At 31.5% G+C, this 12,529-nt stretch carries 16 protein-coding genes; 11 read left to right on the forward strand and 5 right to left on the reverse strand.

What is annotated here, in order from left to right; all coding sequences use genetic code 11:
- Positions 1-10: 10 nt before the first annotated feature.
- The 4 genes from ABD939_RS08590 to ABD939_RS08605 form a co-directional block, all read right to left on the reverse strand.
- Complete coding sequence (locus tag ABD939_RS08590; protein ID WP_345167050.1) at positions 11-223, reverse strand: hypothetical protein; 213 nt, start codon at positions 221-223, stop codon at positions 11-13.
- The gene (locus ABD939_RS08595) at positions 217-531 is read right to left on the reverse strand and encodes a helix-turn-helix domain-containing protein (RefSeq protein ID WP_345167052.1); all 315 of its coding nucleotides are present in this window, start codon (positions 529-531) and stop codon (positions 217-219) included. Before ABD939_RS08595 ends, ABD939_RS08590 begins: the two co-directional genes overlap by 7 nt.
- Positions 532-615: 84 nt before the next feature.
- Complete coding sequence (locus ABD939_RS08600; protein ID WP_345167055.1) at positions 616-1,263, reverse strand: hypothetical protein; 648 nt, start codon at positions 1,261-1,263, stop codon at positions 616-618.
- A 56-nt stretch (positions 1,264-1,319) separates the two neighbouring features.
- The gene (locus tag ABD939_RS08605) at positions 1,320-2,552 is read right to left on the reverse strand and encodes a tyrosine-type recombinase/integrase (RefSeq protein WP_345167058.1); all 1,233 of its coding nucleotides are present in this window, start codon (positions 2,550-2,552) and stop codon (positions 1,320-1,322) included.
- Between the two features lie 286 nt (positions 2,553-2,838).
- Between ABD939_RS08605 and ABD939_RS08610 the strand changes: the two genes are divergently transcribed.
- The 3 genes from ABD939_RS08610 (at position 2,839) to ABD939_RS08620 (ending at position 5,170) form a co-directional block, all read left to right on the forward strand.
- Entirely contained in the window at positions 2,839-3,399 is a 561-nt protein-coding gene (locus tag ABD939_RS08610; RefSeq protein ID WP_345167060.1) for a magnetosome magnetite crystal formation protein family, read from the forward strand.
- A gap of 421 nt (positions 3,400-3,820) precedes the next feature.
- Entirely contained in the window at positions 3,821-4,507 is a 687-nt protein-coding gene (locus ABD939_RS08615) for a hypothetical protein (RefSeq protein WP_345167062.1), read from the forward strand.
- Between the two features lie 471 nt (positions 4,508-4,978).
- Positions 4,979-5,170, forward strand: coding sequence for a hypothetical protein (locus ABD939_RS08620; protein WP_345167064.1), 192 nt, complete (start codon positions 4,979-4,981; stop codon positions 5,168-5,170).
- Here ABD939_RS08620 and ABD939_RS08625 read toward each other — a convergent pair whose 3' ends face one another.
- A complete protein-coding gene (locus tag ABD939_RS08625; protein WP_345167067.1) occupies positions 5,171-5,761 on the reverse strand; it encodes a riboflavin synthase in 591 nt (196 codons plus the stop codon).
- A gap of 77 nt (positions 5,762-5,838) precedes the next feature.
- Here ABD939_RS08625 and pdxA point away from each other — a divergent pair, with 77 nt between their 5' ends.
- From pdxA to ABD939_RS08665, 8 genes are all read left to right on the forward strand, one after another.
- A complete protein-coding gene (gene pdxA, locus ABD939_RS08630; protein WP_345167069.1) occupies positions 5,839-6,891 on the forward strand; it encodes a 4-hydroxythreonine-4-phosphate dehydrogenase PdxA in 1,053 nt (350 codons plus the stop codon).
- Between the two features lie 113 nt (positions 6,892-7,004).
- Positions 7,005-7,541 carry a YceD family protein gene (locus ABD939_RS08635; RefSeq protein WP_345167071.1) on the forward strand — a complete coding sequence of 179 codons (537 nt, stop codon included), beginning with the start codon at positions 7,005-7,007 and terminating at the stop codon, positions 7,539-7,541.
- Positions 7,542-7,550: 9 nt separating this feature from the next.
- Entirely contained in the window at positions 7,551-7,754 is a 204-nt protein-coding gene (gene rpmF, locus ABD939_RS08640) for a 50S ribosomal protein L32 (RefSeq protein ID WP_103050696.1), read from the forward strand.
- A 179-nt stretch (positions 7,755-7,933) separates the two neighbouring features.
- On the forward strand, positions 7,934-8,935 hold the full coding sequence (locus ABD939_RS08645; RefSeq protein ID WP_345167076.1) for a beta-ketoacyl-ACP synthase III: 1,002 nt from the start codon (positions 7,934-7,936) through the stop codon (positions 8,933-8,935).
- A gap of 22 nt (positions 8,936-8,957) precedes the next feature.
- Entirely contained in the window at positions 8,958-9,449 is a 492-nt protein-coding gene (gene accB, locus ABD939_RS08650; RefSeq protein ID WP_345167079.1) for an acetyl-CoA carboxylase biotin carboxyl carrier protein, read from the forward strand.
- An 86-nt stretch (positions 9,450-9,535) separates the two neighbouring features.
- The gene (gene accC, locus ABD939_RS08655; protein ID WP_345167082.1) at positions 9,536-10,888 is read left to right on the forward strand and encodes an acetyl-CoA carboxylase biotin carboxylase subunit; all 1,353 of its coding nucleotides are present in this window, start codon (positions 9,536-9,538) and stop codon (positions 10,886-10,888) included.
- 79 nt (positions 10,889-10,967) lie between these two features.
- On the forward strand, positions 10,968-12,083 hold the full coding sequence (locus tag ABD939_RS08660) for an NAD(P)/FAD-dependent oxidoreductase (protein ID WP_345167084.1): 1,116 nt from the start codon (positions 10,968-10,970) through the stop codon (positions 12,081-12,083).
- Entirely contained in the window at positions 12,080-12,529 is a 450-nt protein-coding gene (locus tag ABD939_RS08665; protein WP_345167086.1) for a GreA/GreB family elongation factor, read from the forward strand. The genes ABD939_RS08660 and ABD939_RS08665 overlap by 4 nt, the downstream gene beginning before the upstream one ends.

The raw sequence follows: 12,529 nt of genomic DNA on the forward strand, positions 1-12,529 counted from the left end.
AAGAAAAAGGCTAAAGTCTTTCTGGTATGAATGAGCCTTTTACTAAACGCTTCATGAAGGTTCCTTCACGCCTGTTATAAACATTCATATATGCCCAAGTCGGGTGCTTTTTAGTTAGGAACATTGAAAAGCCATTAAGCTTATGAACATACTCCCACTTTTTAGGTCTACTTTCGTTTTCAAAAAATACTATAACGGAGTAATCATTTTTCTTTTTTAACATGATTTAGCCCCTCTCTTTAAATCAAAGTTTGTCTTTTTGAGAGCGTTTAAAATATCTTCTTCTTTGTAAAGAACACGCCCGCCAATTCTGTAAGAATTAAGAATACCCTCTTTAGTCCATTCGTGTAAAGTTGGTAATGAAACACAAAGGATATCCGCAGTATTTTCTCTAGAAAATAATTTAGGTTTAGATGTTTTTACAGGGTTAATTTGTTCTTTTACTGCTTGATAAACAGCTTCGTGAATAAGTGGTTTTAATAATTGTTCTAAGTCATCAATTTTGAAATTGTTAATTTGGATGCTTTCCATTATTTAATTCTATTTTATGATTAATAATGGTGCAAACAAAATGTATAAAAACAGGTGGGTAGCTCTTGGGGTAACCCCAAAGTATTATTTAAGCATGTCTATATCTTTTTGAATAGTATTCGATAACCCCAAAAAGCCAAATTTTTCGAATAATAATTTAACTTTTGTTAAGTTTTTTTCTGTTCTTACTTCGTTTTTACCGTTAGCTACGTAAGACAAGTATTTTCGCGTGTTATCTTCGTTTAACTCTAATAAATGAAATAGTAATTTAGACATTGAAGTTTTATCATGTTCTAAAATATCTAAACCCAAATAATAGAGTATTAACATTTTCTGTTTGTGAGAGAGTTCGCTTGTATTTCGTTTAATTAATTCACTTTTGTTTTCACCTTTTTTTAGCCATAAAACATATTTGGCAAATTCGCTTCCTTGTTTATGGTATTTTATATGCCTCTCGTTGAAACTATCTAATTGTTCTTGAGTAATGTCTTTATCTTTTTTAAAAGGAATGAAATCATTTTCTTTCTCATTGAAGAAGTATTGTTCGTATGAGCTTGTAAAAGTATCCCAACCATATTTAATGGTAGAAAATATCTTGGCTAAAATATCTATTTTTGGTGTGTAGCTGTTGGTTGATTCCCCAATGAAACTTGTTTTAACATCGTATAAGTTATGATTTAAAAGAGTATCAATTTGACTTAATTCGTTTTGAATATATAATTTTTTATTCATTAATTCCTTTGAACGAGAATTAAAGTCTTTCTGTAGGTCTTCGAAGTATATTATCATTAGTTAAAAAATGGGTGTGTTAATAATTTGTCAGCGTTTTCTTTTTGTGAAACTCTTATGTATTGTAAAAATGAGCGTTCAGTTTTATGTCCTGTAATTTTCATTATTGAAATACTTGGTACTTCAGCTAAATATAGGTTTGTTGCAAAGCTTCGTCTAGCGGTGTGAGTAGAAACAAGCTTGTATTTTGGAAGTACACTTTTTTCAATTTTACCGCCTTTTGTGATTGTTGTTTCTACTAATTCTTTTATTCCTGCTAAACTTATAACCTCCTTTAAATAAGCATTCATTGTTTGATTTGAGTAAGCTTTAGGCAATCTGTTTTTATATTTTTTTAAAATGGTTCGTACGGTTTTATGTAATGGAATAGAAACTCTTTGCCCTGTTTTTTTTGTTCTTACTTTGATGACAGTATTGTTTGAAACAATATTTTCAGGTTGTATTTGTGTAAAATCTGAAAACCTTAAACCCGTATAACAACCAACCAAAAACAAGTCTCTTACTTTTTCTAATCTTGGACTTGCTTTTAAATCTATTTTTTCAATTTTATTTAATTCCTCAATACTCAAATAAACAGTGTCAGCTTCTTCTCTTAAAGTCTTAAATTTTTTGTTTCTAAACTCTAAATTATTGTTCAAACCTCTTTCGGTTGCTTCATTCAAAAAAGACTTGATAGTTTTTATATGTTTTCCAACCGTATTGTTAGATAGATTATGTTCTAATTTTAAAAACCCTAAATAGTGATTGTAAAATTCAAGACTTATAGTTTCAAAATCTATTGGTTTATATCTATTCTTATATTCTTTTAAGTACTTAAATGTTGTATTATATACTTTGATTGTACCATTAGTTTTATTCAATTTACTTTCTTCAATATAATCTTCGATAAATTCAAAAAAAGTAGTCTTTTTAGCTTTAACTAGATTATCTGAAAGTTCGTTTTCTAATTCTTCTTTTAATAATTTGTTATTTGGTTGGATTCCATCATTAAGCAACTTTCTAAAAGCATTGTTTATACCATTTTCAATTTTGTCTAAGCGTGAATTAAATTCTGGATATTCTGGAAATTGTTTGGAAGCTTTTACTCTTTGAGAACTTTTATTCCAAAATTTGGGATTTATTCTTTCTCCTGTAGAATATTTAAATCGTTTATACTGATAATTGTATACTAAGTAAATTAAAGTATCTATTTTTGTGTTAGGTTCTTTGAGTATGAATTTTGCTTTTGCCATAGATATGACAAATATATATTAAAAAGTAATCCTAGGGGACGAATGAGGGGACGAATAATTTTAATTTCGTTTAATTCCACTTAATTTCGCCTAACTGCAAAGCTCAGTAAAAACAAGAGTTAATGCTCTTAAATACAGTTAAATAGAATAAGATAACAGTAGGTTTATAGTGGACCAAGTGGGACCACATAAAACCTTAAATAACGTTTGTTATTTGGGGTTTTTTTATTTTAAAACTTAAAGTTTTCAAAAAATCTAAACTATATTTATACAAACAAACATTTTTGTGAGTATTCTTAAATCCATAAGAGAACAAGAAGGTTATACTCAGGCCGATTTATCTAGCAAAACAGGCCTGTCTTTACGTACTATTCAGCGTTTAGAAAATACAAATAAAGTCCCCAAAGGTTATACCTTAAATGCTCTGGCGGAAGAATTCAATATAGAGCCATCAACCTTGCAGGCTAAATATATAAATAATAAACGTTCAAGGGATTCTGAGATTATAACAATTAAGATGATAAACTTATCGGTTTTATCTTTTCTCGGAATTCCATTCGGAAATCTAATTATCCCTATCATTATCTGGAGGAATAATCGAGATTCGCAACTCGTAGATGAGGTAGGTCGACGGATTGTTAATTTTCAAATTATTTTTACGCTGACTCTGTCTGTGGTGCTCATCTTATTACCATTTACACTAGGAAAACTATTGCCCGGTATTCCAATAGTATTGATAATAGCGCTTTGTGCCTACCTTTTTAATATCGTTGTGATCATCCGTACCGCCACAAAGATTCAATATCAGGATTTTGATTTTTTAAACTTTCCTTTTCGTCTTATTTAGACCTAAAACTAAAATTGTCGTAAAATTGGCGGCATGAAAACCTATGATATTACTAAGATTCCTTATTTCTTTGATTCATGAAATTATAATTAGTGTTTATTCAAAATTTTAACTTATCATGAAAAAAATTATCGGTTACAGTGTATTAGGACTTTTAAGTCTTGTATTAATTCTTGGTATTTTTGGAATTAGAAAATTCAATAACAAGTATTTTAAAGAACGCCCCGCGTATTTAGAACTCATTCATGAATCTCAACCCATGGATTTTAAATGGACCCATAAAAAGGTGGATGAAGGACACATTGAATATCAGTCAGGTCTTTTAATACCTGTTCAAATCGGTAGCCTTCAACATAATCTTAATATGCAATTTGATACCGGGGCACCGGATTCCTTCTTCTATGAAAAAGATCTTATTTCATTGAGAAATTTGGGTTATGATATTGAGGAAGTTCAGAAGGATGGATTCCGATTTGTGAAAGCCATTAAACTAAATTTGGGGGGTAAGCCTGTTACCTTAACAATGGTAAAAATCTACCCGAACTATGGGAATAGCTTTTCGGCTGAATTTAATTCAAAAACCAACATTATTGTAGGCACTATTGGTAGTGATATTCTTGTAGACCGGATTACGTCAATTGATTTTAAGAATAAGACCATACAGTTTTTTGAAGAGCGCCCTGAATGGATGCAGGATCTTAATGGATTTAAAACTTTTGATTTTCCAGGACGCCGTGTCATGCTACCCGCTACCGTTGATGGAAAGCAATATGAATTTTTGTACGATTCCGGATGCTCAGCCTTTGGTCTAATCACTACAAAACAACGTTTTGAAAAATATACAGATATATCTACTCCAGTAGAAAGTTTTGGAGCTAAAAGTTGGGAGGATAAAATCTACATTAACAGTAAAGCAAGTGATTATCCGCTTACCCTTGGAGGTGTTCAATTACGCATGAATCGCGTTTCGTGTGTAGACATGTACAGCTTTCTTCAGCCTTTAGTAACCCCATTTACTAGGATAGGTGGTTGGATGGGTAATCAAGCTATTAATGAGAGTCACCTCATTCTTGACACAAAAACTAAGGAATTTTTAATCACAATTTAGATGATTAATTTGATTGTAACCGATCCAGATGCCTGAACCCTTCATAGCTTGCTATGAACCTGAGGTATCTGGTTACCGGTTAAGGATATGTCTTCATTCCAATTTTAGGTAATTCTGTTTAATTTAGAAAAACAAATAAGCTTTTCGAGACATTGAAATGCTTATTTGTTTCATTCTTTTTAAGAATATCCATAACCTATTGATTCAATTAATTTTGTAAAAAAAATTAGATAATTTCTTTTTACTATTTATTTGTATATATTTGTTTAACATATGTTAAAAAATGAGGGATTATTTTTTATTCTTTTAAAGAAATTTTTAATTAAATCAGAGTTTTTTTAATTTATTAGAAAAAGTCCTAAATGTGTATTTCAACGGTTATATTTAGCGTTTCATGGATATTTTTTCTTGAAAAAGCTTACAATAATTTTGTTGACTCACTTTTTTTTATACTTTTGTGACCCCATGACAATGCAAAATAAAAGAAAATTAGCCTCAATCTTATTTGTATTAATAAGTTTTGTATGTTTTGCTCAAGTTGAACCACCGGTTCCGGGGCCTCCGCCTCCAGTAGGTTTTCCTATAGATGGTGGAATTATTGCAGGAGTTTGTTTTGCAATTTTTTATGGTGCTAAAAAGTTACTTTTCTCTAGAAAGCAATAGTTAATTTCTCAATTCTAGAAGTCTACTTACATATTTCCCCAAAACATCAAATTCTAAATTTACAACTGTTCCCTTTTTAAAGGTTTTAAAGTTTGTATGCTCGTAAGTGTAGGGTATAATAGCCACACTAAAAGTATCTTTTTTAGAATTTACAACAGTTAAACTTGTTCCGTTAACAGTTACAGAGCCTTTTTCAATAGTTATATTATTAAGTGAAGAATCATAACTAAAACTAAATATCCAACTTCCATTAGCTTCTTCAACATTTGTGCAAACAGCAGTTTGGTCTACATGGCCTTGTACAATGTGGCCATCTAGCCTATCACCAAGTTTCATGGCGCGCTCTAGATTTACTTCATCATTAATTTTTAATGAACCAATACTAGTTTTGTCTAGAGTTTCTTTTATAGCGGTAACCGTATATTGGTCATCATTTATGTTTACTACAGTTAAACAAACACCGTTATGAGCAACACTTTGATCTATTTTTAACTCGTTCGTAATAGCACTCTTAATAGTTATGTGAAGGTTATCAAATTCTTGTTTTAAATTTGAAACGAGGCCAATATCTTCAATAATTCCAGTAAACATAGTATTATCTGTTTATTTAGTTAAATTTGCAATGCAAAAACGAATATCAAAATTACGAACAAAAGTTGTCATTTTTAATGAAGGAAGCAGAAAATATAATTGTTGGAATATCTATCGGAGATTTAAATGGTGTTGGTAGCGAAATTGTTTTAAAAACATTTGAAGATGAAAGAATATTAGATTTTTGTACACCAGTAATTTTCGCATCTATTAAGGTAATGAGTTTCTTGAAAAACCATTTTAAATCTAATATTAACTTTAATAGTATTAATAGCCTAAGTCAAGTAGCAACAAACAAAGTCAATGTTTTTAATGTTTGGAAAGAGCCTGTTAAAATTGATTTTGGAAAAGAGGATGCTAAAATAGGAGAATACGCTATAAAATCTTTAACATCAGCTACAAAAGCTCTAAAAAATGATGATATTAATGTTCTGGTAACAGCACCTATTAATAAGCATAATATACAATCTGAAGACTTTAATTTCCCTGGACACACCGATTATTTAGCACAGGAACTAGAAGGAGAAAGCTTAATGTTTATGGTAACTGATACTTTAAGAGTAGGCTTGTTAACAGATCATGTTCCAGTAAAAGACATTGCTGAACATATAACGCCAGATTTAATTGAAAAAAAAATAAACACAGTTTACAACGCCTTGCGTGAAGATTTTAAAATAGTAAAACCTAAAATAGCTGTTTTGGGCATTAATCCTCACACAGGTGATAATGGTGTTATTGGTACTGAGGATGATGCAGTTTTGCGACCAACACTGCAAAAAATTAAAGAAACAGGAAAATTGGTATATGGCCCTTATGCTGCCGATAGTTTTTTTGGCTCTAACAATTACAAAAATTTTGATGCTATAATTGCTTCTTATCACGATCAAGGTTTAATTCCTTTTAAAACCTTGTCTTTTGGTCAAGGGGTAAATTATACGGCTGGTTTAAACAAAGTTAGAACCTCACCAGACCATGGAACAGCCTATGAAATTGCAGGAAAAGGAGAGGCAGACGAAAACTCATTTAAAGAAGCACTCTTTACAGCCATTCATATTTATAAGAATAGAGTTGACTATAAAGAAATCACATCAAATCCGTTAAAAAAATCACCAAAAACAAACAGGCGTTAAACCTTTGGTTGTTAGTAAATAAACAGGAAAACGATATAAACAAAAAAATGTTTATAAGTCATGCCGTGTAAATAAAAAATTTATATATTTGCAGGCTCAAAATAGATGTGATAATGAAACCATTAAAAGAGTTTACAATTCCATTTGTAGGTTTAAAAACGGGAAAGCATCATTTTGAGTATGATATTAAACAAGCGTTCTTTGAATATTTTGAGTATGAAGATTTTAATGATGTTAATGTTAAGCTAAATCTTGTTTTAGAAAAAAAGACAACTTTACTAGAATTACATTTTAAAATCTCAGGATTTGTAAACATTAATTGCGACCTAACAAACGAGCTTTATAATCAAGACATTGAAAATGAATTTGATTTAGTAGTTAAGTTTGGAGATGAGTATAACGATGAGAATATAGACATTCTTATTTTACCACACGGAAGCTACGAGGTTAATATACAGCAATACATTTATGAATTAATTATATTAGCTGTACCAATTAAAAGAGTTCACCCTGGTGTTGAAGACGGTACGTTAGATTCTGAAATACTTAAAAAATTAGAAGATTTAAGCCCAAATAAGCTTAAAGAAGAAAAAGATAAGGACATAGATCCTCGTTGGAATACATTAAAAAAACTATTAACGGATAAATAAATATAAAAAATGGCACATCCTAAAAGAAAAATCTCTAAAACAAGAAGAGATAAGAGAAGAACTCATTACAAAGCAACTGCGCCACAGATTGCTACATGCCCAACAACAGGTGAAGCTCACTTATACCACAGAGCTCACTGGCATGAAGGAAAATTATACTACAGAGGTCAAGTATTAATTGACAACTCTGAAGAAGTTGAAAACTTAGCATAATTAGTATGCACGCATATTATAAAACGCTCACTAGTTGAGCGTTTTTTTTATGAAATATATTTTAAGAAGACAAAAGCGCTAAATTTGTGTGTTATTAAACCAAAATTTAGTAGATTTCAACAAAATTTGAACATTTTTGTTCAATTTTAATGATTTTTTAGTCAATTTAACTACAAGTTATGAGTAAAATTTCTGCGGCAATTACAGCTGTAGGCGCATATGTGCCAGAATATGTATTAACCAATCAAATTCTTGAAACAATGGTTGATACTAACGACGAGTGGATTACTACAAGAACAGGTATTAAGGAACGCCGTATTCTTAAAGATGAAGGCAAAGGGACATCTTATCTAGCCATTAAAGCAGCTCAAAACCTTATTGATAAAAAAGGAATTAATCCAAAAGACATAGAACTTATTATTGTTGCTACAGCAACACCCGATATGAAAGCTGCCTCAACTGCAGCTTTTACTGCATCTGGTATTGGTGCAACAAATGCGTTTTCTTTTGATTTAGATGCAGCTTGTTCTAGTTTTTTATTTGGTATGTCTGTTGCTGCAAAATATATTGAATCTGGAAGTTATAAAAATGTATTATTAATTGGAGCAGATAAAATGTCTTCTCTAATAAATTATAAAGACAGAGCCACCTGCATTATTTTTGGAGATGGAGCAGGAGCAGTTTTTTTCGAGCCTACAACAGAAGATTTAGGTTTAAAAGATGAATACTTAAGAAGCGATGGAACAGGACGTGAATTTTTACAAGCCACTTATGGCGGTTCTTCTCATGCGTTAACACCGGAAGTTTTAGAAAAAGGCGGCCACTATGCTTTTCAAGAAGGGCGAACTGTGTTTAAAAATGCTGTATTCAATATGGCAGATGCTGCGGTTAAAATATTAGATAGAAATAATCTAACAAAGGATTCTGTAGATTGGTTGGTAGCACATCAAGCAAACAAACGTATTATTGATGCTACTGCAAATAGAATAGAGTTAGAAGAAGATAAAGTTATGATGAATATTCATAAGTATGGTAATACAACATCAGCAACTTTACCTTTACTTTTAAATGATTACGAATCACAACTTAAAAAAGGAGATAACTTAATTTTTGCTGCTTTTGGCGGCGGATTTAATTGGGGATCCATTTATCTTAAATGGGCATATAATTCAAAAAACTAACCACTAACTAATTAGTAATATTATGGATATAAAAGAAATTCAAAATCTAATCAAATTTGTTGCAAAGTCTGGAGCAAGCGAGGTTAAATTGGAGATGGACGATATCAAAATCACCATTAGAACAGGATCTGATTCATCAGATACTACAATCGTGCATCAAGTTCCAGCAGCTCAACCTATACAACAAATTGCACCGGTTGCTGCTCAACCAGCTGCAACAGAGGCAGTAGCACCTGCTAAACAAGAATCAACTTCTGATAGTGATGATTCTAAATATATTACAATAAAGTCTCCAATAATAGGAACATTTTATAGAAAGCCTTCTCCAGATAAACCTTTATTTGTTGAAGTAGGACAAAGCATTGCTGAAGGCGATGTACTATGTATTATTGAAGCAATGAAACTCTTTAACGAAATAGAATCAGAAGTTTCAGGTAAAGTTGTTAAGATATTAGTTGATGATTCTTCTCCTGTAGAATTTGATCAACCACTATTTTTAGTAGATCCATCATAACCTATTAAAAATTCCAATACACAAATCCCTAAATCCAGTACTTGGAATTTGGCGATTGGAATTTGTAATTTTTAATTCACGACGTTATGTTTAAAAAAATATTAATAGCAAATAGAGGTGAAATAGCACTACGTGTTATTAGAACCTGTAAAGAAATGGGCATTAAAACAGTTGCAGTTTACTCTACTGTTGATGAAGAAAGTCTTCACGTTAAATTTGCAGATGAAGCCGTTTGTATTGGGCCTCCTGCAAGTAGTGAATCTTATTTAAAAATGTCTAATATTATAGCAGCAGCAGAAATTACAAATGCTGATGCGATTCATCCAGGATACGGTTTTTTGTCAGAGAACGCTAAATTTTCTAAAATTTGCGATGAGCACGGAATAAAATTCATCGGGGCTTCACCAGAGATGATTGATAGAATGGGAGACAAGGCTAACGCTAAAGCAACTATGAAAGCTGCAGGTGTGCCATGTGTACCAGGTAGTGATGGTATTATCGAAACTTTTGATGAATGCCAAAAAATAGCAAAAACTACTGGATATCCAGTAATGCTTAAAGCATCTGCAGGTGGTGGAGGAAAAGGAATGCGTGCGGTTTGGAAACCTGAAGACTTAAAAGATGCCTGGGATTCTGCTAGACAAGAAAGTAAAGCAGCCTTTGGAAATGATGATATGTATATGGAAAAGCTTATTGAAGAGCCTAGACATATAGAAATTCAAATAGTTGGAGATTCTCGTGGAAAAGCATGCCATTTATCGGAAAGAGATTGTTCTGTTCAACGTCGTCATCAAAAATTAACAGAAGAAACGCCATCTCCATTTATGACGGATAAACTCCGTGATAAGATGGGTAAAGCCGCAGTTAAAGCTTCAGAATACATTAAATATGAAGGCGCAGGTACTGTTGAGTTTTTAGTAGATAAACATAGAAATTTCTACTTCATGGAAATGAATACTCGTATTCAAGTTGAGCACCCCATAACAGAGCAAGTTATTGATTTCGACTTAATTAGAGAACAAATACTTGTAGCTGCAGGCGTGCCAATTTCTGGTAAACACTATACTCCAAAATTGCACTCAATTGAATGTCGAATTAATGCTGAAGATCCTTATAATGGATTTAGACCATCACCAGGAGTTATTACAACATTACACGCCCCTGGAGGTCATGGTGTACGTTTAGACACACATGTTTACGCTGGTTATGCTATTCCGCCAAACTATGATTCTATGATTGCTAAGTTAATTACTACTGCGCAAACTAGAGAAGAAGCGATAAATAAAATGAAACGTGCCTTAGATGAATTTGTAATTGAAGGTATTAAAACAACGATTCCTTTCCATAGACAACTTATGGATCATCCAGATTATTTAGCTGGTAATTATACCACGAAGTTTATGGAAGACTTTGTTATGAAAAAACAAGTTGAAGAATAAATATTTAAAACTCCGAAAGTAATTTTTCGGAGTTTTTTTATAAAACAATTTTCCTGTAAGAAAACATTAAATTAGCATTATGAATTTTTCGTATTGGGAAATAAAAAGCTGGTTTTCAAATGTTGATTTTACCATTGTTGGCAGTGGTATTGTTGGACTAAGTTGTGCTCTTCAATTAAAAAATCGGTTTCCTAAAGCAAAAATACTTGTACTTGAAAAAGGTATGCTTCCTCAGGGAGCGAGTACTAAAAATGCTGGTTTTGCTTGTTTTGGAAGCTTAAGCGAAATTCTTGATGATTTAAAAAGTCATTCTGAAGAAGAAGTAATCCAACTCATAACAAAACGTATAGCCGGATTAAAACTTTTAACAGAGACTTTAGGGGTTAACGCAATTAATTTCCAACAGTTAGGAGGCTACGAATTGTTTCATAGGACTGATACTGAATTGTTTGAAAATTGTTTATCAGAAAAAGAAAGAATAAATAAGCTTCTTAAACCGATTTTTAAAGATGCTGTATTTAGTTTAAAAGGAAATTTGTTTCATTTTAAAAACATAAAGGAAGACTACGTTTTTAATCAATTTGAAGGACAGATAGATACTGGTAAAATGATGGAAGCTTTAGTTCAAGAAGCCCAATCTAAAGGTATAAAAGTTTTAAATAATATTTTTGTTGAAAGCTACACGGAAGATATTAATTCTGTAAAGTTGAAAACCAATCAATTCGAATTAGCAACATCAAAGTTATTAATTGCGACTAACGGTTTTGCCTCACAATTATTAAATGAAAATGTTAGTCCAGCTCGAGCACAGGTTTTAATTACTAAACCAATTGAAAACCTAAAAATAAAAGGAACTTTTCATTTAGACAGGGGTTATTATTATTTCAGAAATATTGATAATAGAATCTTATTTGGTGGTGGGAGGCATTTAGACATAAAAGGCGAAGAAACTATAGATTTTGGTCAAACGAAAAAAATTCAAAAACAATTAGAATCACTTTTAAAAACTACTATTTTACCAGATCAAAATTTTCAAATAGAGCGTCGTTGGAGTGGTATTATGGGAGTTGGAAAACAAAAAAAAGCAATTGTAAAACAAGTATCTAATAACGTTTTTTGTGGTGTGCGTTTAGGCGGAATGGGTATTGCTATTGGAAGTATAGTTGGCAAGGAATTGGCAGATTTAACTGTATGAACATAAAAGAACAATTATATAAAGAGTGTCAAAAATTTCTAAATCAACGTTTGGAAAATATACAACACACCATTACTGATATTCAAAATTCATTATTATCAGAAACAAAAAGTAGTGCTGGCGATAAACACGAAACTGGTCGTGCCATGTTACAATTAGAGCGTGAAAAAGCAGGACAGCAACTAGCTGAATTGCAAACGCAAATAGAAATATTGCAAAAAATAAATCCAGAACTTTCACAAGAAAATGTAGCACTTGGCAGTATTGTAAAAACTTCAGCATCAAACTATTTTATTTCGGTAAGTGTTGGAGAAATCAAGTTTAATAATGAATCCTTTTATGGTATTTCTGCAGCAACGCCTATTGGGAAACTCCTTTTGTCTAAGCACGTGGGAGACTCCATTAACTTTAGAACACAAAAATTTACTATTCTAGAAATATCATAA

It is taken from the genome of Algibacter aquimarinus (genome assembly GCF_039543265.1).
In the GTDB taxonomy this organism is placed as follows: Bacteria; Bacteroidota; Bacteroidia; order Flavobacteriales; family Flavobacteriaceae; genus Algibacter_B; species Algibacter_B aquimarinus.